Consider the following 25,774-nt stretch of genomic DNA (forward strand, 5'->3'; position numbering starts at 1 on the left):
GCTGTCGTTCGGAAGCAATAAACACCAAATGATTCCGAACGATGTATTCCAAGTCATCGCAGATTTGCGATGACTGGACTAGGAGCAACTGCCACACTCAGGAATATGCAAGACATTATCGCTAAACGCGATCGTACAGGTAACGTCACTGTCGATATCGGGCAAATTTTTCTCTATTGTCAACTGAGTGCCACCCGTGCTGGCTAAAGGTTTGGTAGGAATTACTTGACTTTTTGGCAATGGAGTACCATTTTTTAGATGGTCGTACATCCTGTCGAGAGCTTTTCCTAGATAATAATGCAAAGGAATTTGCGTATCGATGTCAAATGCCTGATTGAGCGCGTCTAAGTGATGGGCGTGAAGGACTTCAATGTAGGCTAGCTGACTGTTTTCGCCCTCGATTTTTTGGTTTAAGCCATAGTAGGAGCGAGAAGTAAAATTGACGTGAAGCAGCGCATCATCGCGACCGTGTATGATAATTGTCGGTTTTCCTTGTAAATTCCCGCTGGCTAAAATTTCCTCAATGCCCGCCTGAATGCGATCGCAATAGTTAGCTGCCTCGCCGCTGAGAGAAGTGCCCGTATCTGTCGTTACTCCAGTCGTGCCAGTCGCTAATTGTCGCAAGCATAAAGCTCCCTGGAGATATTCATCGAGGTTATTATTGGCATCGACGCTATAGCGAAAATTCACTCCCGCACCGTTATTACCAAAATTGTTGATTAAATTCGTTCTGGCGCTGGGGGGAATGCCGTTGCTGGAGGAAAAATCGTTGGCTAAATCTGCGTTGGGTTTAGCGCTGGGAGGATTGCTACCATCGCTATAAGCGTAGCTGTAGCCACAGAGATTATCTACCACGCTAAAGCGTCCGTAAGCGTTCCCATAGAAGGGCGCGATCGCGGCATAGACAAAAGCCGCATTGTATAAGTGGGCGATAATATTAGTGCTTTCTAGAGTGCCAAAGTCATTCAACAGTTTTTGGGATTCGGCAATTTGTTCTTCTAAAGTATTGCCGTTCAATAAACCGGCGTCGCGCAAGGCGGTACAGCGTCCGGGCGATCCTGCCAAAAATCCGCCGTTCTCTGGTTTTCCCTTAGCGGGATCCCAACCAAAAGCAATCTCTGTGCCAGCACTCGCACAAGGTTGGTAGATATTGTAATAAGTAATGCTCTCAAATAGCGGCTTGCCGTGGACGCTATTGGGATAGATTTTATTTCCTTGTTTAAGGCTAAACTCTTGTTTTTCCGGCAGTTGGCGCGGATTGATATTGGGTTCGGATACGACGACGCCATTAATTAACCCCCGCTCGTCTTGTTCGGCAGCCCGCAGGGAAGCAGCGCCACCATTAGAGATGCCAGACGCGATGACGATAGTATTTTCTGGGGTAATCGTTCTTAAAACTTCCGAGCCGGAGACTAACCCAAAGTTTTCTGCTATATTGAGGATATAATAGGCAAATTTTATGGCATTTAGGACATCTCTGCCCCAATTGGCTTCGGGATTTTGTTGCGAGTGGGCGTGTTTGTAGGCAAGGCGAAAGGGATAGCGAGCGTTGTAAGTTGCCAAACCTATTTCTGCCGTGCCTTGAGCGATAAAATTAGCATCTGTGCCAACTTCAGCGACAGTACCGCGCGTGCCATCAATGCGATTGACAGTATCGGTATTTAAATCGTGTAGGCCAATGCCCGTACCTTTATCGGTATAGACGACCGCACAGCGGTTTTTTAAGCCCCATTCTCCGACAGCGATCGCGCCATATACGCCGCGAGAACCAGGGGACGGAGCGACGAGGATACAAGGATTGGCGCGATCGAAATTATCGGGAATCTGAACCATCATCGTGACATTTTTTTGCCCGCTGCCATCATCGGCGTAAGCGATATATTCTTTTCCTGCTACTTTGCCATCGCTGCTTGGGGTGGAGAAGCGATCGGGCGCTGCGGGACCGTATAATGTGCCATAACCGGCTTTAGGGCGCAAATCCACTAGCGCTTTGTATTGATTAATAATCGTTGCTCGGCGAATTTCTGCTGGCGTAGGATTTTCGGGATCGGTTGCCGTTGGCGGCGCATCCATCAAGCCATCTTGTCCTACGCCTGCGGTTAGCAAGTCGTCGCTCAAGCCATCATAGTAGTGTATTGTAATGCTACCACTAACGAAAGAAGGTAATGTGTTTATTCGATCTGCTGCTGCCATAACCGATCCTAAGAAAACTTTCAGCGATCGCGCGGATGCGATCTCAAAGCTGCAAGCACAATTGCCGGAAATGATCGCCTCGATGCTCGAAACTCTGATATTGGTCAAAACTAGCACAAGCCGGAGACAATAACACCACCTTCGCGCCTTTTTGTTTGGCGAGTTCTAACCCTCGTTTTACCGCATTATCCATGGTTTCAACAAGCTCGTAGGATTCGTAACCCGACGCTTGCAGTTGCCTGGCAAAAGCTGGTGCGGCATCGCCAATCAATAACACTGCCGCAGCGCGATCGCGAATTGCATTTATCCATCCCGTATCGTCGCCTTCTTTAGCTTCTCCTCCAGCAATTAAGATAGCGGGAGACTTGACTGAAGATAAACCCACTTCTGCTGCATCGTAGTTAGTGGCTTTGCTGTCGTTGATAAAGTCTATTCCCGCTATATTACATATATACTCCAAGCGATGGGGAACGCCAGGAAAAGTGGCAATCGCTTGCGCGATCGCGCCTTTCTCGATTCCGGCTAACCGCGCCGCTGCCACTGCCATCAGCAAATTTTGCCGATTGTGCGATCCCGCCATTTTAAATAGGTGTACGGGCATAATTAATTCCCCAAAAGCCTTTACCCAACTGTCTTCGAGATAAACTCCCTTCGCCGGTTCGCACAATAATTTGCTTTTGCCGCGAACGCTCGTCCAATAAACATTCTGCCATTGGGTCAACCCTACGCTTCTTAGGTAAGGATCGTCTCCATTAAAGACTTGATAGTCGCAGCGTTTCAGCAGAGAAGCTTTAATATTGTAATAATTTTCTAGGGTTTTGTGACGGCTGAGGTGATCGGGAGTAAAAGTCGTCCAAATGCCAATTTTGGGGGCAAGTTCAAAAGAAGACTCGATCTGATAGCTACTAATTTCAGCAACGATCCAATCGTAGGAATTTTGGATGGTCGTTTGAGAGTCTTTTAATGCTAACTCGCAGGCAGCATAGCCAATATTGCCGCAGGCAGGCGCATTCAATCCCGCCGTTTTAAAGATGGCAGCAATCAAAGACGTTGTAGTCGTTTTGCCATTGGTGCCCGTAATTCCCAGCCAAGGGGAAGACTTAAGATAGCGCCAAGCGAGTTCGATTTCTCCAATCGTGTCAATGCTTTTTTCTCTAGCCTCGACTAAGACGGGAATGTCCCAAGGAACGCCAGGACTGACAACGATTAGATTGGGCAAGTCGGTTGGGTTGAGAGTAAATGTATGGCCGAGTTTTACGGTAATCCCTTCCATTGCTAGATCGCGCTGGGTTTGTCGTAGAGATTCGCTATCAGCGCGATCGCCTAGAATTACTTGCCAACCTTCTTGTTTGAGTAACTTTGCAGCAGCCACTCCCGATCTTCCAAGTCCAATTACGTAAGCTTTGGGCATATATTCAATCTATTACAAGCACCCTTTATAGTACCTTCAATCTGGTTTTTGCTTATAGACGTTCGATTGCAAAATTGTTTCCTTTTGTATGGGATTTAACGACTATCAGTGCCTAATTTCTTCTCTAACTTTCTGCTAGCAAAAGACATCGAATAACAACAAACCCAATAAATTGCGGCAATGAAAAGATAAATTTCCCCGTAGCGTCCTAGATATTTGGGATTGGCAAGAATCGACTGCGAGACTCCCAACAGATCGACTAGACCGACAATTGCCAATAGAGAAGTATCTTTAAACAAGCTAATAAACTGTCCCACAATGCTGGGAATAACGGCTTTGAGTGCCTGAGGAAGCACGATTAAACCCAAAACCAATGGAGTATTCAATCCTAGTGCTTTGGCGGCTTCGACTTGACCGCGAGGAATGGATTGCAAACCACCACGCACGTTTTCTGCGAGATAGGCAGCAGCGAACATCGTAAATCCCGCGATCGCTCTCATAACGCGCTCCAGTCGAACGTTGGCAGGCAATACTAAAGGTAGCATCACCTGCGCGACGAACAAAATGCCAATGAGGGGCAAGCCTCGAATTAGTTCTATGTAAGCGATCGACAGCCAACGAATTGCGGGTAAGGAACTTTGTCTCCCCAGTGCCAGCAACACGCCAAAGGGAAAAGACAGGAAAATACTGGCGATCGCGACGAATAGCGTCATAATCAGCCCGCTTTCATCGATTTTGACTTTTCTGAGAAAAAGCCCTCCTTCGAGCAACCAAAGCAGCACGAAGAAAGCAAGCAGCCAAATGAGCGGCAACCAATTAGCAAGACTAGGAATTCGTTTTCCAACTTGCCGTCCTATCAATGCTCCAACGATTAGAATCGACAACATTCCCAACAGGAGAAGGCTAGATTGAATTCCCGCAGGTAGGGCAATCGCAACGCAGATTGCCCCCAAAATTCCCAAAATAATTAGCGTCGTCCGGTTAAATAAAACTCTCGTCCTCGTCAAAATTCCCCAGGACAAACCACCCAAGGTCATAATGATTCCTAACGATGTCCAGGCACGCCATAGCAGTTCGGCTGGATATAGCCCGACAAAAAAGAGCCGCAAATTAGCTCCAATGACTCCCCATTGAGCTTGAGTAAATGCCCAGCCAATCAGTCCCGATCCCAGCCAGTAGAGAAATAGTAGGCTGAAAATCGTTAGAAGACCGTTATACCAAGTGCTAAAGAGATTTTGTTTAACCCAAGTTAGTGGTGTAGATTGACCGTTTGACCCTGAATTTGTCATTGCTTATTGCTTATCTCGAAGATTTTCCTGAAATGGAGGCTGTTTGTCTGAAAAACATCTGTTTTGTCGCGATCGATTTTTGAGCGATTCCGATTGGCGTTCAATCTCTCTAAGGGGTTAGCGGTTTTTTTAAATCCTACTGCAATAGCGATCGCACGCGAATAGAGATAAGCTAATGTAAAGTAAACCTGTAGCGATTAATTAAAAGTAGATTATGATTCTGCCAGGTGCAACCGTTCGCGTTATCAATCCCGACGATACTTACTACCTGTTTGAAGGACTGGTACAAAGAGTTGGCGACGGTCAAGTCGCAGTCCTGTTCGAAGGCGGCAACTGGGATAAATTAGTGACTTTCAACCTGTCAGAATTAGAAGAGGTCGAGCTAACGGCGGGTAAGAAGAAATAGTCATTGGTCAGCGATTGGTTAACGGGATGGGCAAACAACTGATTACCGATCGCCGATCGCCAATTACTAATTACTGATATGCGGCTTCCCCTACCTCAATTTTCTACCGACAATCGCCATCCCAACCATATTGCCGAGGTGATAGAAACGGCAACGACGGGATTTTTGGCTCAATGTTTAGAACCAGAAGATTTAAACTTTCCAGCGATGCCGCCTTTTGGAAGTTGGGTTAAGGCGCACGACGAAGAATCGGGCAACAAAATTGTTGGGGTTGTCACCTACGTTACCACTTCTCCCATTGATTCGGTGCATCGAGCAGTGGCTTTGGGATTATCTTTGGCGGAGTTGCGAGAACAACAACCGCAGATTTTTGCCATGCTCAAAACGGAGTTTCGCGTGGCGATTCTGGGATTTGAAGCCCCTCCTTTGGCTGTCAACGGTCATAGTTACAGTCGCGGACAAATTTATCAGTATCTGCCCCCTCGTCCTCCCCAAATCCATCAAGCCGTCTATCGTTGCGATCCCTCAGAAATCGTTTACTTTAGCGAAGAATTAGATTTTTTAAGAATTTTGCTGCAAGTTAGCGACGTACCCGCAGAAGCTTTAGTGGCGGCAGCGATTCGGGAAATTTATCAGTTGCGCAATTGCGATCGCGAGTGGCTGGTAAAAGTTGGGAGAAGCCTAAATGTCTTGCTAAAAGATGACTACGATCGCTTGCGATACATTTTCAGTCAAATCAGATTGGCTTAACTAGGATTCTAGCTCGTTCCTATCCGACTTGAGGCTGGCTTCTAATTGCTGGAGCTGTTTCTCACGAAGTTCGAGTTGTTCTTTTTCTTGTTTGAGACTGGCTTCTAGCTCTTGAATGTGTTCTCGTTGAGTTTCTACTTCTAGATAGCGACGGGTTAACTCTAAACTTTGTGCCGTTATCTCCTGCCGCCACTGCTCGATTCTGGCTTGTTCTTGTCGAACGAATTCGGGAGTAATCGAACTACAGCTCATATACTGTTGAATCAAACTCACTATCCAGTCTTTGGCATTTTTTAGCTCGATAATTTGCCCGCGTTCGTCGAGTTCGACTAAAACTAACAAACCTTCGCTGAGGTAATTTTCTCCGCCAATAGGTATGATTTCTGCGTTACTTATCCCCCAAATACTATCGGATTTTTGGTAAGCAAGTAACTGAAGTTCTATTGTGCCAGAAGCTATATTTTTGGTGACTTGGGCTAGGTATAACATAACCTATCGGTCAGGGGCAGAAGTCATGATGAGACATAACACGTTACGTCTACGTAATTGGAGAATAGCGGACAACTGACAAGATAAGACATTAAAGTTCTTTTAGATGTTGCAAGCGATCGCGCAGAATTTCAGATTGTTTTTGAGCCTCTGCTAGAGACTCTCTCGCTCCTTGGACGACATCCGCAGGAGCGTTATTAACAAAACCCGGATTATTCAAACGCGCCGTTAGCGATTTTATCTCTCCCTCCACTTTATTCAAATTTTTCTCCAGTTTAGCGATGAGAGCGTCAATATCTACGATTCCAGACAGAGGAATTAATGCCTGGATAGTTCCAACAACGCCCGCAATGACTTGTTCCGCATCTTCTTCCAGGACAGGTACGATGGTTAATCGATCGACTTTGGCTAGGTCTTGAATATAGGTTCGACCAGCTTCTAGAATAGAACGTTCCTCATTGCTTTCGCTCTGAAGAATGACTGGAACTTTCACCCCCGGCTTAATTTCTGCTTCAGCCCTCAGATAGCGAATGGTGCGAATCGTACCGATAAGTAGTTCAAAGGATTGTTCTAATTCCCTGTCGATCGCGCTTGCATCGACTTCTGGGTAAGCTTGTAGGGCAAGCACTTCATCGGTTGACTGCGTCAGGGTATGCCAGATTTCCTCGGTAATATGAGGCATGAAGGGATGCAAGAGTTTGAGGATTCCTTCGAGGACGTAGGCTAGAGTCTGTTGGGCGACGAGGCGAGATTCGGCTTGCGCGTCTTTTCTTAGACGAGATTTGACCAGTTCGATATACCAGTCGCAGAAGTCTCCCCAGATAAACTCATAGAGTCCCTTCGCCGCTTCTCCGAGTCCGTAGGTTTCGATATAGTCTCTGGTTTGCCGGACGACTTGATTAAAGCGCGAGAGAATCCAGCGATCGCACCATTCCAACGCCTCCGTTGTGGGTTGTCCTAGCTGTTGGGGCGTTTGCCCGTCCAGATTCATCATCACGAAGCGGGCGGCATTCCAGAGCTTGTTGGCAAAGTTGCGCGAGGCTTCTACCGACTCCGACATCGGCGACGCTTTTGTCAACTCTGATAACTTTGCCAACTCCGATAACATCGATCCGAGTTCTGATTCTGACTTATTCGGGAAAACTTTTTTTTGCAACTCCGAGATCGTTTCGGATCGCGATTTATTTGGCGATGTTTCTATAAACCGCTCGATAACTTTTAGCTCGTACAGTTTGCGATTCAACTGCAAGCTAATATCTTGACCTGCGCCTGCTACTTCCTTAATCAAGGTATAGCGCAGTGCATCAGTACCGTATTCATCGATCAAAATTAAGGGATCGATGCCGTTATTGGCTGATTTAGACATTTTCTTGCCATTTTCGTCCCTTACCAAGCCGTGGATATAAACGTCTTTAAACGGCATCTGACCGGTGAAATGTCCTGCCATCATCGTCATGCGAGCAACCCAGAAGAAGATGATGTCAAACCCGGTGACTAAAACGCTTGTTGGATAATAGGTTTTGAGATCGGGGGTTTCTTGGGGCCATCCCATCGTCGAGAAGGGCCACAAACCCGACGAAAACCAAGTATCGAGAACGTCGGGGTCTTGTTCTAACCGAATCTCGTCTCCGTATTGCCGTTTGGCTTTTTCCTGCGCTTCTTCTTCGCTGTAGGCAACCACGAAGGGAGTGTGGTCTGCAATTTCTCCGTTGGTTTCACTGACGACGTACCAAGCTGGAATTTGATGGCCCCACCACAACTGACGAGAGATGCACCAGTCTTTGATTTTAACTAGCCAATCCCTGTAAACTTTCGTCCAGCGATCGGGCACGAATCGCGGCGAGTTTTCTTCGTCGAGACAGGTCAAGGCTTTTTTGGCTAAGGGTTCTATCTTGACAAACCACTGGGTTGATAGTAAGGGTTCGACGGGCACTTTCCCGCGATCGCTATAGGGAACCGCGTTGCGATAGGGTTCCACTTTCACCAGGAAACCATCTTCCTCTAGTCGCTTAACCACATTTTGGCGGGCGACAAAGCGGTCCTCTCCGGCAAACGGACCCGCATTTTCATTGAGGGTACCGTCTTTGTTCATGATGTTGATAAACGGCAGTTGATGGCGCTTGCCCATCTCGAAGTCATTGGGATCGTGGGCGGGCGTTACCTTCACGCAACCCGTTCCGAATTCAGGATCGACCAATTCATCGGCAATAATAGGAATTTCCCGCCCCATAATTGGCAGCGTCAAGGTTTTGCCGATAATGGACTTGTAGCGATCGTCGTTGGGGTTCACTGCTACTGCCGTATCGCCCAACATGGTTTCGGGGCGAGTAGTTGCCACTTCAACATAACCCGTCCCATCGGTTAGGGGATAGCGAAAATGCCACAGATTCCCGTCTACTTCTTTGCTTTCGACCTCTAGGTCGGATACTGCCGACTGAGATTCCGGGCACCAATTCACTAAATAATTGCCTCGATAAATGAGTCCTTCTTCGTAGAGTTGGATAAAAGCTCGCTTTACTGCGCGGGATAGACTTTCATCTAGGGTAAATCTTTCTCGCGACCAATCTGCTGAGAGTCCCAAGCGTTTGAGTTGGTTGACAATCGTGCCGCCAGATGCTTTTTTCCACTGCCAAGCTCTCTCTAAGAACTTTTCCCGTCCTATATCGTAGCGAGTTTTCCCCTCTTGCTTTAGCTCCTTTTCTAGGAGCGTCTGCACGGCAATGCTAGCGTGATCGGTTCCTGGTAGGCACAGCGTGTTGTAACCGCACATGCGATGATAGCGCACCAAGACATCCATTAACGCTGTATTGAAAGCATGTCCCATATGCAAGCTTCCCGTTACGTTTGGTGGCGGGATAACGATACAATAGGGATTGCCACCGCGATCGGGGTTGGCTTGAAAAACTTGATTTTCTTCCCAGTGCTGCTGCCACTTGGCTTCTGTTGCTTTCGGGTCATACTGGGTTGGCAGGATTGGTAAAGTTGCGGTCATCGAAAAAATGCGAACCAGGCTTTATAGTTTTTGACAGATATTAAAAATTGTTTCACTTATCCAGTTTACTACCTTTCCTTCAATCCCCGATCGCGATCGAAGATGATTTTCTCTAAAGTAGAGTTAAATAATCGTCGAACGCTAATTTAAGAGCTAGCGATCGAAGCATAACTCGATGGTTTTAGTCTCCTAATAGATTTTCTGTGAATCCATCCTTAGGATTAAATATGTTTTTATCAATCTGAAGTCAAAATAGTTGAAAACTTTTGGCAACCTTTAAATCTCCGGTAGCTTCTTTAAAGCCACTTTATCCATTAAATCTTTCGTTAAGAGTTTGACCTTCTACCTTCGATCGAATGAAAAGAAATTAAATTCTCTCGCCTTTTCCTTTAACATTCTGTTCCGGTTCGCTAGTGTAATGAAACTTGACAAAACTATCAAAAGCATACCAAGCTAGAACATACCAAGGAATAATTTCGAGTTGCCATCCCTTGGCAAGCAACTGCCGCAGGGCTAGAGCACTAAAACCGAGGGGGACGAGAAACCGCAGATCGACAGCTCCATTAGTAAGCTCTTTAACGCGCTGGTCGAGATCGCTAACAACGCTCGTTACTTGTGCCGCTGCTGCTGATTTTCCGCTAGGAATAGCCGCTTCTTCGCCAGTAACATCGAGGATAATAACACCCAAATCTCGTAAAAGAGCGCGGATATCTTCAAAAGTGCTGTGTTCTTTGGCGTGGTATACAGTGATGCTGCCGCTGTCAACGTTACTTCTGACTCGATAAATCTCAAGACGCTGTTTCAATGCGTCGGTAATTGGTTCTATGTGGCGTTTTTGACGGTGCGGATGAGAGACTCGAAAGCGAACTCGCCCCGGACTCTGACTGATTATCTGGGCGCGAACGGGGGATAGTTTTGTTGTAGGCACTGCTTGAGTTAGCTGTGACGCTTTGTTGTTATCATCCATCACCGTACCTCGACAATTAGCGTGCATTGTAGCTAAATTCCTTTTAGCTGGCTTCAGGATTGGATGATGCCGAGTCGGGGTCGAGAGCTTGTTGAGATTGCTCCTCAGCCATTTCAGCCTGAACTTCTGCTATAAGATCTTCAAACACTTCGCCCGTCTCTGCAACGGTACTTTTCACTTTTTCGTAGGCAAGAATACCACCTTTGATAGCAGCCTTAGCCACGGGTTTGCCAACTTTAGCAGCAGCAGGAATGACGACCGGAGCAAGGACGATAGCGCCGAGACCGGCTACAATGCCGGGAATTCCTAGGGTTTCGCCTAACTCTTCAAAGAAATTACCAATTTTTAACGCCATCTTTACCCTCCTCGATCGAGAATTTCTCGTTTGTTTTGTAGCTACACCTGATATATCGTAATACATCTATCTGAATTAGATCATCTTCATTTGGTCTAGTCCCCATCGCAAAGGTTGGGAAAAAATAAAGTTTTGCTGAGTCGCTCATCTTACTCGCAAATAATCATCAAAAGTCTTTTAAAATTTTGGTGGTAATTGCAGCTTTTAACTACCTACCGAGGCGGTCTTGAGTGGAAATTCTAGTTCTAATCCATCTGTCTCCAACCCCTTAGTCTCTCGCAAGGAACTGCGGCAGTTAGTTCGCTCCGAACTAAAAATCCTACTTGAAGAAGGATACTTAGAAGCTGCTAAAACAGTACTAATGCCCGTACAGCCCGCAGATATTGCTGAGGCGATTGAGGGATTGCCAGAAAAAATTCAGGCGATCGCGTTTCGTTTACTTCCTAAAGACAAGGCGATCGAGGTTTACGAGTATCTGGATTCTAGCGTCCAGCAAGCATTGATCGAAGACTTCAAGCGACAGGATGTCATCGATATCGTGGACAAAATGTCGCCCGACGATCGCGCTAAATTATTTGACGAACTGCCTGCAAAAGTTGTCCGCCGTCTGCTAGAACACATGACTCTCCAGCAGAGGCAATCAACGGCTTTGCTGTTGGGTTATAAACCCGATACGGCAGGTCGTATCATGACCCCAGAATATGTCTCTCTCAAAGAAGAGTGGACGGTAGAGCAAGCTTTTGAGTCGATTCGCCGCCTAGCGCCGACTAGCGAAACGATTTATTCTCTCTACGTCACCGATGCGCTGCATCGCTTAACCGGACATCTCTCCTTACGAACTTTGGTGACGGCTCAACCCGAACAAACCATCGGCGAAATAATGGAACGCCATCTTATCTTTGTTCACACCGATACGCCTCAAGAAGAAGTTGCCCGCTTGCTGCAACGCTATGATTTTCTAGCCGTACCCGTAGTCGATACAGAGAATCGCTTAGTAGGAATTGTAACCGTTGACGACGCGATCGATATTCTGCACGAAAAAACGACACAAGACATTCACGCCCTTGGCGGCGTTCAATCGCGGGGCGATCGCTATTTTCGCAGTTCTCTAATGGGGATGGTTCGCCAACGCGCTCTCTGGCTAATTATCGTCCTTTTGACCACTGCCCTCGCTAGCATTATTATCAAAGGGCAGGAAGTACTGATAGAGAGGGTGGTTGTTTTAGCTGCCTTTATTCCCCTCTTAAATGATACGGCAGGCGACATCGGCTGTCAGTCTTCTACCGTCGTGATTCGGGGGTTAAATACCGAAGCTATTCGCGATCGCGGCGTTCTTTGGGTAGTCTACCGGGAAGCCGTAGCAGGAACTTTGCTGGGTTTGGTGTTGGGACTAGGAGCAGTCATTTGGGCTTACTTTTTCCAGGGAAATTTTCTTATCGCCCTGATTGTCGGAGTTAGCCTTTTGTTTCTCTCCATTTTCTCAACGGTTGCTGGAGCCGCCCTGCCATTCCTCTTCACTTTTTTAGGTTTCGATCCGGCGATGATGTCTGCTCCATTTATTACCACAATTGCTGATGTTTTAGGCGTTCTCGTTTATTTTTACATAGCCGATCTATTCCTACAATTAAACTAAAAAAAATTCAGAATTTGGAGTTTAAAAATAGTTTTTATCCCCGGATTTTAAGAGTAGCTACGATGCCAAAGTCCTTTAAAACTCTTTCAAAATTGGGATCTCCTGTCGTTGCAGGTGGCATGACTTTATATTTTGCTCTTGCTCGACCTACATTAATTGTTAATATTAAATAAACCAGTAAAGTTAAAACAGTTATTAACCTGGGAAAAGGTGACATAATTCTCTCCTAAATAACTATTTATTTTTGATTTTGACCAGACACATAAAGAGAATTTTTTAAAATCTTACAAATCTTTCAAAAAGGTCACCAGTCAATTATAGCTTAACTTTTCCAATCATTTTTAGCTCTTTCCAGAACATAAGCAGCTACATCTTCTATTTCTTGTTTTGTCAAGCGATCGCGATAGGCAGACATATTATTTTTACCATTAGCCACTATATCTTGTATAGCTTCTAAAGAGTCCATTTTATTGCGCTGCAATGCCTTGATTTTGAGGGTTTTATTACGCCTTACAATATTGCCGCCATTTAGATGGCAGCCGGCACAATTAACATTAAAGATTTTAGCTCCATTTATGGTATCTAATGCCATTGCTGGATCGTTCAATCCACTCGTCATTACTATGAGAAAAATTAAAAGGGATATTAGGAGTTGCTTCAAGATAATCGATCTCCTTTACATGCACAATTTAATTACCTAAAAAATTCCCTTTAAAGGGGTTTTTGCACAGGAATACCAACAGCACGAGGAAATTGTTCGGGAGTTGGTGACATTTTACGCAAGTAAATACAATGACGAATACTTTGACTCAAAGGCGTTACGAATTCAGTAACTCGTTCAATTTTACCACCGAGTTTTTCTGCGGCAAACTGTAAGGACAAATTATCTTTCCGATCCCAATGACCGCGATAGAGGATTGCCAAACCTCCAATTTTTAAAAGCGGCAAAGCATATTCAGCGCAGACAGTGGCTTCTCCTACTGCCCGAAGGAGAGCGAGATCGTAAGCTTGTCTGTGTAAAGGATTTTGTCCGATTTCTTCAGCCCTACCGATTAAAGTTTGAATATTTTTAAGATCTAATTTGGCGATTAGACCACTCAAAAAAAACATTTTTTTGCGAGTAGAATCGAGTAGCGTAACCGTCCAAAATGGTAGTGCGATCGCGATGGGAATTCCTGGAAATCCGGCGCCAGTACCAATATCGATAACATAAAGAGGTTGACCTGCCTCTAGTTCGTTAGCAATTTCCAATCCGCTCAATCCTGCAAGAGAATCCCAGAGATGTTTCTCCCAAAATTCCCTAGGTTCGGTAATGCGAGTCAGATTAAATTGACGGTTTCCGATGATAATTTCTTCATACAATTTTTGAAATTGCTCTTGCTGTTTTTTGTTGGGTTGCCAGCCCAAAGTGGTTTGCCAAACTTCTCCTAGTACTGGCAACTGTTGTATTCGATCTATCATAAATCTTATAAAATTTAGCTTGAAGAATGAACTAATAGCTCTGCTGGTTTGACAGACGCGAGTTTGCCACGATCGATCTTCCAGCAGCGATCGGCGATCGGCAATAACTCGCCAGGATCGTGGCTGACGATTAATAGCGTCCAATGAGTTTTGAGTTTTGCCAGTAGTTTGGCTAGCTGACGGCGCATAGACCAATCCAATCCAGCCGTAGGTTCGTCCAACAGCAATAAATTAGGCTGACGAATAAGCTGTACGGCTAGGGCAAGCCGTCTCTGCTGACCGCCGCTGAGGGAGTGGGGAGGAGTATTCCACGGTATATGTTCTAATCCTACCTCTTGAAGCGCTTCCTCGATGCGATCGCGTCCCAATTCGGGATGACCCAAGCGCAATTCCTCTAAAATCGTCCCCCCGCAAAAATGCCTCTCAGGAAACTGAAATACTAAACCTGCTAATTGTTGTAAGTGTAGAGGAGTCAATTCTTGGTCGCGCCAAAGAATCTCACCTTGGGTTTTCTCAGCCAATCCTGCCAAAATCTCCAAAAGCGTCGTTTTACCGGAACCGCTCGGTCCGATAACCAATCCTAATTCTTGGGGAGCTAATTCCAGGTTAATACCATTGAGTATTGGTGTAGACGTGGCAGGAGGATGATAAACCAGATTTTTTAGATATAGCATTAACGCGCTAACTTATATAAAAGAGTCATTCTAGCCTTTCTCAATTGTGACAGATTCTTTGATAGCATCGAGTCATTAAATTTAATCCCCATCAAACTTGCTATGATTTCTTGGAGAAAACCATGAAAGCGCGGCTGACGACACGAAGACAAATTTCCGTGACTTTTTCTGTAGCAACTGCGATCGCTCTGAGTCTGTGGGGAAATCCAACCCTAGCAGGCGATCCCTTTCGCAAAACCAATCCTGAGAATATAGGAGAAAAAACCGAAGCAGCCTTTGAAGCAATTTTTCGTCAGGGAAACTATAAAGAGGCGAAAAATTACCTGATTGAAGTGGATAACACCGAAGAAGCTAACGAACCCCTCGCCCATGCCATGCGGGCATCTATCGCCTACACCGAGAAAGATTGGGAAACGCTGAAAACCTATGCAAGCAAGACCATAGAAACGGCAGAACGGTTAAAAGATCAAAATCCGGTGCGAGGAAATCTATACGTCGCCGTCGGTCACTTTCTAGAAGGAGCTTATATCTACACGCAACAACAAGATCCCGTCAGTGCGCTGACGAAGCTTCAACAGGTTTTTCAATACCTTGATGCCGCAGAAGCAAGCGCTCCCGACGATCCAGAACTGAATTTAATCAAAGGCTATTTAGATTTAATTTTATCGGTCAATCTGCCGTTTTCCAGTCCCGAACAAGCGATCGCTCGCTTCGAGAAATATGCTTCTCCCGATTATCTCGTCGATCGCGGCATCGCCGTCGCCTATCGAGATTTAAAAGAGTACGATCGAGCCTTACAGTTTGCCGAAAAAGCGCTAGAAACTGCCCCCGAAAACCCAGAATTGCAGTATCTCAAAGGACAAATTCTCCGCAAGCAGGGCAAGCAAAATAAAGATCTCGGTCTCATGAAACAAGCCTTCTCTTATTTCGATCGAGCCCTCACCAAAGAAGCACAACTTCCTGAAGCCGTTTTAATTGCCGTTCGGCACGAACGTAAAGTACTTGAGAAAGAAATGAACGAGTTTCAAGCCGATCGCTCTTAAATAGGGATAACCCGCTGTATTAGGATAGAGATCTAATCGCGAAATGATTGATTATGGTTGCGACTCCCATTGAATCCCCTTCTCTAATAGAAATTGCTAAAAAAACCCGCGACAGCGCGCGTCAATTAGCAACGCTTTCCAGCCAAGAGCGCGATCGCGCCATTGAAGCGATCGCTCGATCGTTAGAATCCGCAGCCCCAGAAATTATTGCTGCCAACGAAGCCGACTGCAAACAGGCACAAATAGATGGCATTTCCAAAGCCTTGTTGGCGCGATTAAAATTAGGCGAAACAAAACTAAAAGCAACCATTGACGGGGTAAGAGACGTGAAAAAACTTCCCGATCCCGTCGGGCAAGTACAAATTCATCGAGAATTAGATGAGGGATTAATTCTCAAGCGAATTACTTGTCCTTTAGGCGTATTAGGCATTATTTTTGAAGCGCGTCCCGAAGCGTTAATTCAAATTACTAGTTTGGCAATTAAATCTGGGAATGGCGTAATTCTCAAAGGGGGAAAAGAAGCCACTCGATCTTGTCAAACTTTAGTTAAAGTTATTAAACAAGGATTGGCAAATACCAAAGTCAATCCCGACGCCGTTCAATTGCTCGCGACTAGAGAAGAAATTCAGGCGCTATTAAAATTAGATGAATATGTCGATCTAATCATTCCCAGAGGATCTAACGATTTTGTGCGATACGTGCAGGACAATACTCGCATTCCCGTTTTAGGACATGCCGACGGGATTTGTCATTTGTATGTCGATAAAGCAGCTAACATCGAGAAAGCAGTAGAGATTGCAGTAGATTCTAAAACTCAATATCCTGCTGCTTGTAATGCCATAGAAACTTTATTAGTGCATAAAGATACTGCTGCCCAATTTTTGCCCAAAGTAGCAGAAGCTTTAGGTCGCCACAAAGTAGAATTAAAAGGCGATGAAATTACTCGCGAATTTCTCAATATTGCCCCTGCAACTGAAGAGGATTGGAAGACCGAATATTGCGATCTGATTTTATCGATTAAAGTGGTAGATTCCTTAGAAGCTGCGATAGGACATATTAATACTTACGGTTCAAAACATACCGACGCGATCGCTACTGAAGATAATTTTGCTGCTGAAAGTTTCCTCAGTCAAGTTGATTCTGCGGGCGTTTTTCACAACTGTTCGACTCGCTTTGCCGATGGTTTCCGCTACGGTTTCGGTGCAGAAGTAGGGATTAGCACCCAAAAAATGCCTCCCAGAGGACCAGTCGGTTTAGAAGGACTTGTCACTTACAAATATCAAATTACAGGTAACGGTCACATTGTTGCTGATTATACACGAGCAAATGCTAAATCTTTTACCCATCGAGATTTAACATAATGTTAGCAGAATTCCCCACCCTCCAGCGAGGTGGGAATGGATGCTGACCGATAAACAAACCGCGAAGCGACCACGTCTCTTTTTTTTGTGCTATAACCTTATCATTTTAGAAAAAAGGGCATACAAAATCGCTGCTTTTCTCAACTCAAATAGAGTATTTACCCGCACCCCAAACCATCTCCCCCACAACCTTCTTGCTTGACGCCACATTCGGCTTTTTGGCGCTTGCCTTTAAGCTTTCCTAAATCGCCGCCTTCATAAACTGCTTTCAATCCCTCTTCGATAAAACCATTCATCTCTACAGGCAACACGCCGCATTTGGTTAGAATTTCCTTGGGATTATCGCCCATGCTAGCTGCTAAAACAGCCCGACAATCTTTAAGCGCGTCGGCTAGTTTTTGCCACCGTTCAAATCCCGTTCCCTTGTCGGGGGCTAAACGTTCTTCTACCATATGGAAGCCTTGGTCTGTTTTTTCCCAAATCTCGAACTGGTCAGCTTGACCTAAATGTTGATTGACCAAAATCCCTTCGTAGGAAGCGACCGCTACATAAAGTCTATTCTTGGATTCTAAAGGAACGAGCGTCTTAGAACAAGAAATCAGACAGCCATGAAACTCTTCTGATTGGTCAGCCCCTAACAATCCTACCGCATCAGCCCGACAGCGCGTACAGTGACGCATCTGGGGTAAATATTGCTCGCATTCGTGACGAATTTTCGCCATTGTCAAGGCATCGGGTTCGATTAAATCTTCAAAAGGCGTTTCCGCTGTGGGATACAACGCCATTGCATTGAAGAGATCTGCGCCCAATTCTGACATTTTCTTGGCGACTTCAACGGCGTGATGGTCGTTGATTCCAGGAATGATAATGCAGTTAATTTTTACGGTAATTCCTGCTGCTTTGAGTCCCTTTACGGCTTCGAGTTGGCGTTGCAGTAATAATTCTGCTCCCTTGCGTCCTTGATAGACGGTTTTGCCATCTCTAACCCAACGGTAAACCTTGCGAGTAATTTCTGGATCGATCGCGTTAATGGTTACTGTAACGTGAGAAACCCCAATTTTCGCTATCTCTTCAATATATTCTGGTTTTAATCCCAATCCGTTAGTAGCCAAACACAATATTAACTCTGGATAGCGATTTCTCAGCAAACGCATTGTTTCCAAAGTTTCTTGTGCATTCGCAAAAGGATCGCCAGGGCCAGCAATACCAGCTACAGTAATTTTAGGTTCCTTCTCCAATACTTTATCCATGTAGAGAACCGCTTGGGCAGGAGAAAGAACGGTGCTAGTTACCCCGGGACGGCTTTCATTGACACAATCATACTTGCGATTGCAATAGTTGCATTGAATATTGCATTTCGGCGCGACGGGTAAATGAACTCGTCCAAATTGTCCTTTTACCTTAACGTTAAAACAGGGATGTTTTTCGTAATTTACCGTGACAGTCATGGTTCTTCCTCCTATTTTGTAGTGCGGGCATCTTGCCCGCGCGAGCGAGACGCTCACACTACCTGGTCGCTGTGCGCTGATTCAAAGATAACCGTATCCAACAGGCGAATCTGCTTGTTTTTTATCGATGAAGGCGTTAATAATGCGATCGAGCAGGGTTTGAGTGCCCCGATAGCCTAGATGTAAGATTCGCTGGCTGCCAAAGCGATCGTGGATGGGAAAACCCGCGCGAATAAGCGGAATGTTATGCTTGCGAGCGATAGGATAACCTTTGCTGGTGCCAATTAGGATATCCGGTTCTAACTGCTCGATTTCTTCAGAAATTTCGTAAAAATCGAAGCCTTCTTTAACGATAGGCGTTTCAGTTAAGATATCTGAGGTTACGGCTGCGATCGCGTCTTGAAAATGCCCGCTATTGCCTCCAGAAGCGCATAGGACGGGTTTTATGCCGATTTCTGCCAAAAATGCTGTCAGCCCGACGACTAAGTCCTCCTCGCCATAAACTACTGCTCGCTTGCCGAAAACATATTTATGTCCGTCTACATAAGCATCTACTAGCCGTCCCCGTTCGAGTTCGTGCTTTCTGGGGGTTGGGCAACCGGAAACTTCTTCGAGAACATCAAAAAAGCGATCGCACTCTCGCAAGCCTATGGGCATTCCAATAGAATATAAAGGGACATGAAAGCGTTCTTGTAAGAGTTGACCTCCAGTCGAGTGCGATCGCTGGCATACTTGTCCGAACTCAATCGTAGCTTGAGAACTGCCCATGCCCTGAATTGCTGCAAGCGGGGTTCCGCCTTCAGGAATCTTCTCATAGTCTAATTGAGCCGGAGCATCCAAAGTTTCAGAAATATCTGGTAAAATTGTCCCAGAAATACCAAAATCTCCGAGGATTTCTTTTAAATAACGGGTATCGGCTGGAGAACATAAGCCAGGCAGGATATTAACCGTTTTACTTTCTGTATGCTCATCTCCTCCTCTCCCCGTCTCCTCCTCTCCCCGTCTTCGAGTCTTCCCATCTCCAGTCGCTAACTGGTCGATTACTGCTCTCACCGTAGCGTGAAAGCCTTCCATATGAGTGCCACTATAGCTGGGAGTCGAAACATTTACTAGCGTTGGTAATTCTCTGTCGCCAAATTCAGCTTCAAACTCTTTCAAGAGTCTGGGAACGTCATCGCCGATGGTTTCAGTTAGACAAGTAGTAGCGACACCGATAATTTTAGCGCCGTACTTATCCATGATGTTGAGGATACCTTTCATGAGATTGGGTCCTCCGCCATAAACGGCGTGTTTTTCGCTTAAAGACGATGAGGCGATGTCAATTGGTTCTCGAAAATGGCTGATAATATAGCGGCGCATATAGGTCGCGCATCCCTGAGAACCGTGCAAGTAAGGCACGCACCCTTCAATGCCTCGAAAAGCTAGGCAAGCACCTAGTGGTTTGCATAGTTTGCAAGCGTTGGTGGTGGAGACGTAGGACTGCGTCTTTTGTTGTATTTTTAATGTCTTAGACATGGCTCTAAGCCTCGATTATATAGGTGTTTTTATCTCACGCAGAGGAGGCACGGGTGCGGAACCTGCGTCCGCACAATGAGTGCCGTCGCGCAGAGGCGCAAAGGGTTCGCAGAGAGGTTATACTGATTTGGCACGGGTTCTGCGAGGGACGAAGCGCCAGACGGGGGACATGACGGTGGAGTGGACTTCTTTGGCGAAGTTGAGCATTCCGACAAAGCCTTCTAGGGCTTCTTTGCGTTCGTGGTTGTGGTCGCAGAAGCCAAGTCCTAGTTTGTAGGCGATGGGACGTTCTTTTACGCCGCCGACGAAGATATCTACATCTTTTTCTTTGAGGAAGGCAGATAGTTCTAAGGGGTTGGAATCGTCTACAATAATCGTGCCTTCATCGGTGACTTCGTGCAGTTCTTTGTAGTCTTCGCTAGTGCCCGTCTGCGAACCGACCATCACGACATCCATTCCCAACAGTCGAAACGCTTTGACGAGGGAGAAGGCTTTGAAGGCACCGCCGACGTAGATAGCGGCTTTTTTCCCCTGCAAGTCTTTGCGGTATTCTTGAAGTTTGGGATAGAGGACAGCGATTTCATCGCGGACTACTTGTTGAGCGCGCTTGAGGATTTCGGGGTCGTCTTTGAAGAAGTTGGCGACTTTGTATAAGGCATCTGCCATATCTTCGATGCCGAAGTAGGAAGCTTTCACGAAAGGAATGCCGTATTTCTCTTTCATCATTTTGGCTAAGTCCATCGTCGCCCCAGAACATTGAACGACGTTGAGGGCAGCACCGTGCGATCGCGCGATATCTTTTACTCGTCCGTCACCCGTGATATTTGCCACTACCTGAATGCCCATGCGTTCGTAATATTCTCGGATAATCCAGATTTCCCCCGCCAGGTTAAAGTCTCCCAGAATGTTGATGCTGTGGGGAGAAATCCCAGTCGTGTCGCCCGTACCTACCAAGCGGAACATGGCTCTGCAAGCGGCATTGTATCCTGCCCGCTTATTGCCTTTAAATCCTTCAGACTGCACGGGAATAACTGGGATACCTTTTTCTTGGCTAACTTGCTTGCAGATGCTCTCCATGTCGTCGCCGATAATGCCGACAATGCAAGTAGAGTAGACAAAGGCAGCATTGGGATGATGGCGATCGATCAGTTCGATTAACGCTTGCTGAAGTTTTTTCTCGCCGCCGAAGATGACATCTCTTTCTTGTAAGTCAGTGGAAAAACTCAGGCGGTGTAATTCAGGACCAGAAGACAATGCACCCCGAATATCCCAAGTATAGGCGGCACAACCGATGGGGCCGTGGACTAAGTGTATTGCATCGGCGATGGGATAGAGGACGACCCGCGAACCACAAAAGACGCACGCTCTTTGACTGACAGCTCCCGCTAAACTATCCTTATTGCAGGCTAACTGAAAGGGAGCATCGCCTTTGCGGTGAATTTGATCGGCACGTTCTTGAAAGATAACTGTGTCAGTCATGGGTCGTTACCTTTTGATGGTTGGTTTGTTGTAGTGCGAGCGTCTCGCTCGCTTACCGTTGTACTCGCTTTTGATGGTTGGTTTGTTGTTGCGAGCGTCTCGCTCGCTTACCGTTGTACTCGCGCGGGCAAGATGCCCGCACTACTTAGCAAATAAATAATCTTCTGCCGCCTTCCCTTCTTCTAGCGCATCGAGAATTTCGTCGATCGCAGCTTCATCGACCTCTCCATACCAATAGTTATCGGGATAAATCATCATGACGGGGCCGTGGTCGCACAGTTTCAGGCATCCCGTCGAAGAAACGAGGACATCATCCAAACCGCGATCGCTCAGTTCGCTTTCTAGATATTGAATGAGTGGGACAGCCCCTTTGCGTCCGCAAACGCCCTGAGCGTCGCCTTTCATTCTAAAGGACGCACAAACAAAAATGTGATGTTTTGGTTTTGTTAGTTTAACCATTTTCGTTACCTCCTTTTGTCGTAGTGCGAGCGTCTCGCTCGCGGATTGTATATTATCCGCTCGCAGGCAAGACGCGAAGCGCCCCTCCAGCGAGAGCGAAGGCTCTCCCGCACTACAATCGATCTGTATTACAGCACTAATTCAAACACTTCATCGGGATCGTCGCGATCTTTGCGTTCGAGGATCGTGTTGATAATGTTGCACAATAGATGCATACTGCCGCGATAGCCGAAGCTGGGGAAGAGACTATGACCAACGCGATCGAGAATGGGCCAGCCGTAGCGTACTAAGGGAATGTCTTCTGCACGGGCGATATACTTGCCATAGACGTTGCTAATTAACAAGTCTACGGGTTTGTTCTTGATAAGTTGATGCAGATAGAATAGGTCGGCGTTGTCGCGGATAACGGCATCGGGAACCCAATCTTTCAGGATTTCCTTACACCGAGTGACAAAATACGGAGAAACCGTACCCGTAATGACGTAGACGGGTTTAGCGCCGCAGCTTACCAAGAATTCGGTCACTGCAACCATTTGATCGGGGTCGCCGGAGAGGGCAACCCGCTTGCCATAGAGATATTGTTGCCAGTCAGTCATTAAGTCTACCAGCTTGCCTCGTTCGTCCATGAGGGATTCTGGCGGTTCGATTCCGGTGGTTTCGATGACTGCTTGAACAAAGCGATCGCACGCCGCAATCCCGACGGGTAAATCAAGTACTTTATAAGGAACTTGGCATTTATTCTCTAATGCCACTGCTGCTGCTTTACTGGCATCTCCCAACGCTAGCGTATAGAGGCTGTCGCCTGTAGAACGAAGGGCTTCTACGGTCGTTCCGCCTTTTGGATACATCCGAAAATCGCCTGTTTGAGGAGTATCGACGACATCGGAAGTGTCGGGGAATACTACTGACTCAACTCCAAGCGTTTGCAAAAACTGCTTTAGATGGCGAACGTCGGATGGCTCTACATAGCCAGGGATGACGTTAAGCTGGTTTTTGGTCGTACCAGTCTTTTCGGACAGGTACTTCACCATTGCTTCGGTCATATTCGACCAACCCGTGATATGGGTGCCGACGTAGCTGGGCGTGTTAGCGTGAATAACCGTTTTGCCTTCTGGAATAATTCCGCTTTCGCGAGCTTCTCGGATAATGGTAGGAATGTCATCCCCAATGGTTTCCGATAAGCAAGTGGTATTGACGGCAATTACGTCTGGGTTGTACAGTTTGTACATCGTCGTGAATGCTTGGCGCAAGTTAGCACTGCCGCCAAATACTGCCGCCCCTTCCGTAAAAGAGCTAGTCGCTGCCATAATTGGCTCTTTGTAGTGACGAGTCAAGTGCGATCGGTGATAAGCGCAGCAGCCTTGCGAGCCGTGGGAATGGGGCAAACAGCCATGAATCCCTAATGCAGCATACATTGCACCGATAGGCTGGCAAGTTTTGGCAGGATTGATGCGTAATGCCTTGCGTTCGATAATTTCTTTGGGGGTCAATTCTAACATAATATTTTCTCCTCAATTGTGAGCCTCTTGTCCTCTGTCACTGGTCATTTGTCATTGGCACAAAGAACAAATGACAAAGGACAAATAACTACTTCTGCCACGGTGCTTTGATGTATTTCCACGCTTGACCGTTGACGCGCAGATCGACATCTTTTGCAAAGTTGACTGCGCCTCGGAACCCAGCAAAGGGTCCGCCGTAGTCGTAGCTATGCAACTGTTTGCAAGGGATGCCAAACTTCTCGATGATGTATTTGTCTTTAATCCCAGAACCGATGAGGTCGGGTTTAAAGCGTTTAATCAATACATCGAGTTCGTGGTGAGAGATATTGTCTACCAGTAAGGTATCTTCGCCCATGTCTGGCATCATCCCTTCGTAATCCCCAATCACTTTTTCTTCCCGCAACTGTTCTAGGACTTCTGGGGGACGAGTGGGATTGTATCGTTCGGGGTCGGGTTCGACTTCTAATTCTTCGATGTTGCGGCTGTCGGCATCAACCCTAATTTTTGGCAATGCCTGCCGTCCTTCGTAGTCGTCGCGGTGAGCGAACTCATATCCTGCTACAATCGTCTTCATACCAAGATCGGCAAATAATTCTTGGTAGTGGTGGGCGCGAGAACCACCAACAAATAGGAATACAGTTTTACCTTCCAAGCGCTTGCGATATTCGGCAAGTTGCGCCTCGGCAAGCGCTATTTCTTCAGTGAGTACTTCTTCTACCCGCGCGGTGAGTTCGGGGTTATCAAAGAAGCGAGCGACTTTACGAATGCTCTTGGCGAATGCATGGATGCCAATGAAGTTGACTTTAATCCAAGGAACTCCATATTTAGTCTCCATCATCGTTGCCATGTAGTTGATGGAACGGTGACACATAACTAAGTTAACTTTCGCTAGGTGCGCCTTAGTTGCTGCATCATAAGTGCCGTCGCCACTAAAAGTCGCTACGGTTTTAATGCCGCATTTTTCGAGAACGCGCTCGATTTCCCAAGCATCGCCGCCGATGTTGTATTCTCCCATCAGGTTGACGGTGAAGCCCTCGATTTCTTCAGTTTCTGTATCCGTACCAATCCAGTGTTTGAAGAAACCGTTGTTGGCGATGTGGTGTCCTGCCGATTGGCTGACTCCTTTGTAACCTTCGCAGTTAAAAGCAACTACAGGAAGTCCCAGTTCCTCGGTTAACTCTTTCGCTGCACCTTGAATGTCGTCGCCAATTAAACCTACTGGACAGGTAGCGTGAATGGTAATAGATTTTGGCTTGGGATCGAAAATATTGTATGCTTCGCGAACGGCTGTTTTGAGTTTATTGATGCCGCCAAAGACGATATCCTCTTCTTGCAAGTCGGTGGAGAAGCTATAGTTGAGCCAGTTTCGTCCATCTTCGCGGGTTTTATATTGGTTGCGTCGCGTCATCCAGGCATAGTAAGAACAGCCAATGGGGCCGTGAACGATGTGGATGCAATCGCCAAAGGGTCCGACGACCACCCCTTTACAACCTGCATAAGCGCAACCCCTCTGGGTGATGATGCCAGGAGTCGTTCTTTCGTTGGCGGCGATTTCTTGGTCTATTTCTTCGGGATTGCGAATGATGACGTGTTTGCTGCGTTTTTTAGCCACTTTGGCGGGGTAAGCTTCGAGAATTTCTTCAACTGTTTCCCGTGTCTCCTCTTTACTAATCGGAGATCTGGAGAGCATTACTTCTTCTTTTGCTTGCGCCGCCTGAACTTCTACATCGGTTTTAGGCGCTAAAAATGTGTTGTCTGTCATAATATTTTCTCCTCTGTTTCAGTTACCAGTTATTTGTCATTTGTCATTTGTCCTTTGTCACTTGTTCTTTGTACTAATAACTTTTGTACTAATAACTAATGACAAAGGACCATCTTCACTGGTTACTGTAATTAGCCAGTCATTTCATCAACAGCGATCGCGCCAGTAACACCATTGCTCACCCGAACGGCTTCTTCTACTGGCAGAACGAAGATCTTACCGTCTCCAGGATTGCCTGTTTGGTTGGCGGCGATTAAGGTTTCAACAACTTTTGCTACCTTGTCGTCGGGAACGACTACGCTAATCAAACGCTTAGCAAGCAACTGAGGTCCGCGAGCGAGTATCGACAATACATCGCTGCTATCTTCTGGGTGTTCGTTGAGATTAGCGCACAGTTGAAAGTCAACAGCTTGCTTTCCTCGACCGACGACTTTGATGGCATTGAAGGCGGGGAACCCTGCTGCTACTAATGCTTCTTTTGTCGGGGTAATTTTGTTGGGTCTGATAACTGCCATCACTTCTTTCATGACACCTCTCCTCGCTAAATTGGTTCTTGGTAATGTATTGGTCATTTGTCCTCTGTTGATT

22 protein-coding genes and 1 pseudogene are annotated in these 25,774 nt (G+C 46.4%); 5 read left to right on the forward strand and 18 right to left on the reverse strand.

All coding sequences use genetic code 11. The features are described 5' to 3' along the window. Positions 1-78 precede the first annotated feature (78 nt). The 3 genes from NIES593_RS05335 to NIES593_RS05345 all read right to left on the reverse strand — a co-directional run bounded on the left by NIES593_RS05335 (position 79) and on the right by NIES593_RS05345 (position 4,893). Entirely contained in the window at positions 79-2,193 is a 2,115-nt protein-coding gene (locus NIES593_RS05335; protein ID WP_073598594.1) for a 3-hydroxybutyrate oligomer hydrolase family protein, read from the reverse strand. Positions 2,194-2,236: 43 nt separating this feature from the next. Next, positions 2,237-3,604 (reverse strand): UDP-N-acetylmuramoyl-L-alanine--D-glutamate ligase, encoded by a 1,368-nt coding sequence (gene murD / locus NIES593_RS05340; protein WP_073598595.1) that lies wholly within the window; start codon positions 3,602-3,604, stop codon positions 2,237-2,239. 95 nt (positions 3,605-3,699) lie between these two features. Further along, positions 3,700-4,893 (reverse strand): amino acid ABC transporter permease, encoded by a 1,194-nt coding sequence (locus NIES593_RS05345; protein ID WP_073598596.1) that lies wholly within the window; start codon positions 4,891-4,893, stop codon positions 3,700-3,702. Between the two features lie 214 nt (positions 4,894-5,107). Here NIES593_RS05345 and NIES593_RS05350 point away from each other — a divergent pair, with 214 nt between their 5' ends. Then, positions 5,108-5,299 (forward strand): NAD(P)H dehydrogenase subunit NdhS, encoded by a 192-nt coding sequence (locus tag NIES593_RS05350; RefSeq protein ID WP_015145410.1) that lies wholly within the window; start codon positions 5,108-5,110, stop codon positions 5,297-5,299. Between the two features lie 78 nt (positions 5,300-5,377). Continuing rightward, the gene (locus tag NIES593_RS05355) at positions 5,378-6,049 is read left to right on the forward strand and encodes an HAS-barrel domain-containing protein (RefSeq protein ID WP_073598597.1); all 672 of its coding nucleotides are present in this window, start codon (positions 5,378-5,380) and stop codon (positions 6,047-6,049) included. Here the strand turns inward: NIES593_RS05355 and NIES593_RS05360 are convergent, their stop codons facing one another. The 4 genes from NIES593_RS05360 to NIES593_RS05375 all read right to left on the reverse strand — a co-directional run bounded on the left by NIES593_RS05360 (position 6,050) and on the right by NIES593_RS05375 (position 10,852). Beyond that, complete coding sequence (locus NIES593_RS05360; RefSeq protein ID WP_073598598.1) at positions 6,050-6,538, reverse strand: hypothetical protein; 489 nt, start codon at positions 6,536-6,538, stop codon at positions 6,050-6,052. Positions 6,539-6,629: 91 nt separating this feature from the next. Beyond that, positions 6,630-9,530, reverse strand: a complete 2,901-nt coding sequence (locus NIES593_RS05365; RefSeq protein WP_073598599.1) for a valine--tRNA ligase — start codon at positions 9,528-9,530, stop codon at positions 6,630-6,632. Positions 9,531-9,897: 367 nt separating this feature from the next. Continuing rightward, positions 9,898-10,524: an HMA2 domain-containing protein gene (locus NIES593_RS05370; protein ID WP_073598600.1), complete on the reverse strand. Its 627-nt coding sequence runs from the start codon at positions 10,522-10,524 to the stop codon at positions 9,898-9,900. Between the two features lie 16 nt (positions 10,525-10,540). Beyond that, positions 10,541-10,852 carry a DUF5132 domain-containing protein gene (locus NIES593_RS05375; RefSeq protein WP_073598601.1) on the reverse strand — a complete coding sequence of 104 codons (312 nt, stop codon included), beginning with the start codon at positions 10,850-10,852 and terminating at the stop codon, positions 10,541-10,543. Between the two features lie 226 nt (positions 10,853-11,078). On the opposite strand from NIES593_RS05375, the gene mgtE reads away from it, so the two are divergent. Continuing rightward, complete coding sequence (gene mgtE / locus NIES593_RS05380) at positions 11,079-12,485, forward strand: magnesium transporter (protein ID WP_073598602.1); 1,407 nt, start codon at positions 11,079-11,081, stop codon at positions 12,483-12,485. A gap of 73 nt (positions 12,486-12,558) precedes the next feature. Here mgtE and NIES593_RS05385 read toward each other — a convergent pair. The 4 genes and pseudogenes from NIES593_RS05385 to NIES593_RS05400 form a co-directional block, all read right to left on the reverse strand. Further along, a pseudogene (locus tag NIES593_RS05385) lies at positions 12,559-12,702 on the reverse strand (MAPEG family protein); the annotation flags it as partial. Between the two features lie 105 nt (positions 12,703-12,807). After that, complete coding sequence (petJ, locus tag NIES593_RS05390; protein WP_425432529.1) at positions 12,808-13,146, reverse strand: cytochrome c6 PetJ; 339 nt, start codon at positions 13,144-13,146, stop codon at positions 12,808-12,810. 50 nt (positions 13,147-13,196) lie between these two features. Continuing rightward, positions 13,197-13,946 carry a 16S rRNA (guanine(527)-N(7))-methyltransferase RsmG gene (gene rsmG / locus NIES593_RS05395; protein ID WP_073598605.1) on the reverse strand — a complete coding sequence of 250 codons (750 nt, stop codon included), beginning with the start codon at positions 13,944-13,946 and terminating at the stop codon, positions 13,197-13,199. A 14-nt stretch (positions 13,947-13,960) separates the two neighbouring features. Beyond that, complete coding sequence (locus tag NIES593_RS05400; protein WP_073598606.1) at positions 13,961-14,620, reverse strand: ABC transporter ATP-binding protein; 660 nt, start codon at positions 14,618-14,620, stop codon at positions 13,961-13,963. A 122-nt stretch (positions 14,621-14,742) separates the two neighbouring features. On the opposite strand from NIES593_RS05400, the gene NIES593_RS05405 reads away from it, so the two are divergent. Together NIES593_RS05405 and NIES593_RS05410 are read left to right on the forward strand one after the other, a co-directional pair. After that, the gene (locus NIES593_RS05405) at positions 14,743-15,663 is read left to right on the forward strand and encodes a Sll0314/Alr1548 family TPR repeat-containing protein (protein WP_073598607.1); all 921 of its coding nucleotides are present in this window, start codon (positions 14,743-14,745) and stop codon (positions 15,661-15,663) included. Between the two features lie 53 nt (positions 15,664-15,716). Next, positions 15,717-17,024 carry a glutamate-5-semialdehyde dehydrogenase gene (locus NIES593_RS05410; protein WP_073598608.1) on the forward strand — a complete coding sequence of 436 codons (1,308 nt, stop codon included), beginning with the start codon at positions 15,717-15,719 and terminating at the stop codon, positions 17,022-17,024. Between the two features lie 158 nt (positions 17,025-17,182). Here the strand turns inward: NIES593_RS05410 and nifB are convergent, their stop codons facing one another. The 7 genes from nifB to NIES593_RS05445 form a co-directional block, all read right to left on the reverse strand. Next, complete coding sequence (gene nifB / locus NIES593_RS05415) at positions 17,183-18,472, reverse strand: nitrogenase cofactor biosynthesis protein NifB (RefSeq protein WP_073598609.1); 1,290 nt, start codon at positions 18,470-18,472, stop codon at positions 17,183-17,185. 81 nt (positions 18,473-18,553) lie between these two features. After that, a complete protein-coding gene (locus tag NIES593_RS05420) occupies positions 18,554-19,987 on the reverse strand; it encodes a nitrogenase component 1 (RefSeq protein ID WP_073598610.1) in 1,434 nt (477 codons plus the stop codon). A 117-nt stretch (positions 19,988-20,104) separates the two neighbouring features. Beyond that, positions 20,105-21,466 carry a nitrogenase iron-molybdenum cofactor biosynthesis protein NifE gene (gene nifE / locus NIES593_RS05425; RefSeq protein WP_073598611.1) on the reverse strand — a complete coding sequence of 454 codons (1,362 nt, stop codon included), beginning with the start codon at positions 21,464-21,466 and terminating at the stop codon, positions 20,105-20,107. A 141-nt stretch (positions 21,467-21,607) separates the two neighbouring features. Next, positions 21,608-21,925, reverse strand: a complete 318-nt coding sequence (locus NIES593_RS05430) for a (2Fe-2S) ferredoxin domain-containing protein (protein ID WP_073598612.1) — start codon at positions 21,923-21,925, stop codon at positions 21,608-21,610. 128 nt (positions 21,926-22,053) lie between these two features. Continuing rightward, positions 22,054-23,424, reverse strand: a complete 1,371-nt coding sequence (nifK, locus tag NIES593_RS05435; protein ID WP_139253631.1) for a nitrogenase molybdenum-iron protein subunit beta — start codon at positions 23,422-23,424, stop codon at positions 22,054-22,056. Positions 23,425-23,512: 88 nt separating this feature from the next. Continuing rightward, positions 23,513-25,186, reverse strand: coding sequence for a nitrogenase molybdenum-iron protein alpha chain (gene nifD, locus NIES593_RS05440; RefSeq protein ID WP_083602340.1), 1,674 nt, complete (start codon positions 25,184-25,186; stop codon positions 23,513-23,515). 131 nt (positions 25,187-25,317) lie between these two features. Then, positions 25,318-25,758 carry a P-II family nitrogen regulator gene (locus NIES593_RS05445; RefSeq protein WP_245817310.1) on the reverse strand — a complete coding sequence of 147 codons (441 nt, stop codon included), beginning with the start codon at positions 25,756-25,758 and terminating at the stop codon, positions 25,318-25,320. Positions 25,759-25,774 lie beyond the last annotated feature (16 nt).

Origin of the sequence: Hydrococcus rivularis NIES-593 (genome assembly GCF_001904635.1) — a bacterium.
Taxonomy (GTDB): Bacteria; Cyanobacteriota; Cyanobacteriia; order Cyanobacteriales; family Microcystaceae; genus Hydrococcus; species Hydrococcus rivularis.

Coding starts and splice junctions, on each gene's coding strand:
- NIES593_RS05445 (WP_245817310.1), bottom strand. CDS start 25,758: ATGACCAATACATTACCAAGAACCAATTTAGCGAGGAGAGGTGTCATG.
- NIES593_RS05365 (WP_073598599.1), bottom strand. CDS start 9,530: ATGACCGCAACTTTACCAATCCTGCCAACCCAGTATGACCCGAAAGCA.
- NIES593_RS05430 (WP_073598612.1), bottom strand. CDS start 21,925: ATGGTTAAACTAACAAAACCAAAACATCACATTTTTGTTTGTGCGTCC.
- NIES593_RS05405 (WP_073598607.1), top strand. CDS start 14,743: ATGAAAGCGCGGCTGACGACACGAAGACAAATTTCCGTGACTTTTTCT.
- NIES593_RS05350 (WP_015145410.1), top strand. CDS start 5,108: ATGATTCTGCCAGGTGCAACCGTTCGCGTTATCAATCCCGACGATACT.
- nifB (WP_073598609.1), bottom strand. CDS start 18,472: ATGACTGTCACGGTAAATTACGAAAAACATCCCTGTTTTAACGTTAAG.
- NIES593_RS05335 (WP_073598594.1), bottom strand. CDS start 2,193: ATGGCAGCAGCAGATCGAATAAACACATTACCTTCTTTCGTTAGTGGT.
- nifE (WP_073598611.1), bottom strand. CDS start 21,466: ATGACTGACACAGTTATCTTTCAAGAACGTGCCGATCAAATTCACCGC.
- nifD (WP_083602340.1), bottom strand. CDS start 25,186: ATGACAGACAACACATTTTTAGCGCCTAAAACCGATGTAGAAGTTCAG.
- NIES593_RS05345 (WP_073598596.1), bottom strand. CDS start 4,893: ATGACAAATTCAGGGTCAAACGGTCAATCTACACCACTAACTTGGGTT.
- NIES593_RS05370 (WP_073598600.1), bottom strand. CDS start 10,524: ATGCACGCTAATTGTCGAGGTACGGTGATGGATGATAACAACAAAGCG.
- NIES593_RS05355 (WP_073598597.1), top strand. CDS start 5,378: ATGCGGCTTCCCCTACCTCAATTTTCTACCGACAATCGCCATCCCAAC.
- NIES593_RS05375 (WP_073598601.1), bottom strand. CDS start 10,852: ATGGCGTTAAAAATTGGTAATTTCTTTGAAGAGTTAGGCGAAACCCTA.
- murD (WP_073598595.1), bottom strand. CDS start 3,604: ATGCCCAAAGCTTACGTAATTGGACTTGGAAGATCGGGAGTGGCTGCT.
- NIES593_RS05420 (WP_073598610.1), bottom strand. CDS start 19,987: ATGTCTAAGACATTAAAAATACAACAAAAGACGCAGTCCTACGTCTCC.
- NIES593_RS05400 (WP_073598606.1), bottom strand. CDS start 14,620: ATGCTATATCTAAAAAATCTGGTTTATCATCCTCCTGCCACGTCTACA.
- NIES593_RS05360 (WP_073598598.1), bottom strand. CDS start 6,538: ATGTTATACCTAGCCCAAGTCACCAAAAATATAGCTTCTGGCACAATA.
- rsmG (WP_073598605.1), bottom strand. CDS start 13,946: ATGATAGATCGAATACAACAGTTGCCAGTACTAGGAGAAGTTTGGCAA.
- NIES593_RS05410 (WP_073598608.1), top strand. CDS start 15,717: ATGGTTGCGACTCCCATTGAATCCCCTTCTCTAATAGAAATTGCTAAA.
- nifK (WP_139253631.1), bottom strand. CDS start 23,424: ATGTTAGAATTGACCCCCAAAGAAATTATCGAACGCAAGGCATTACGC.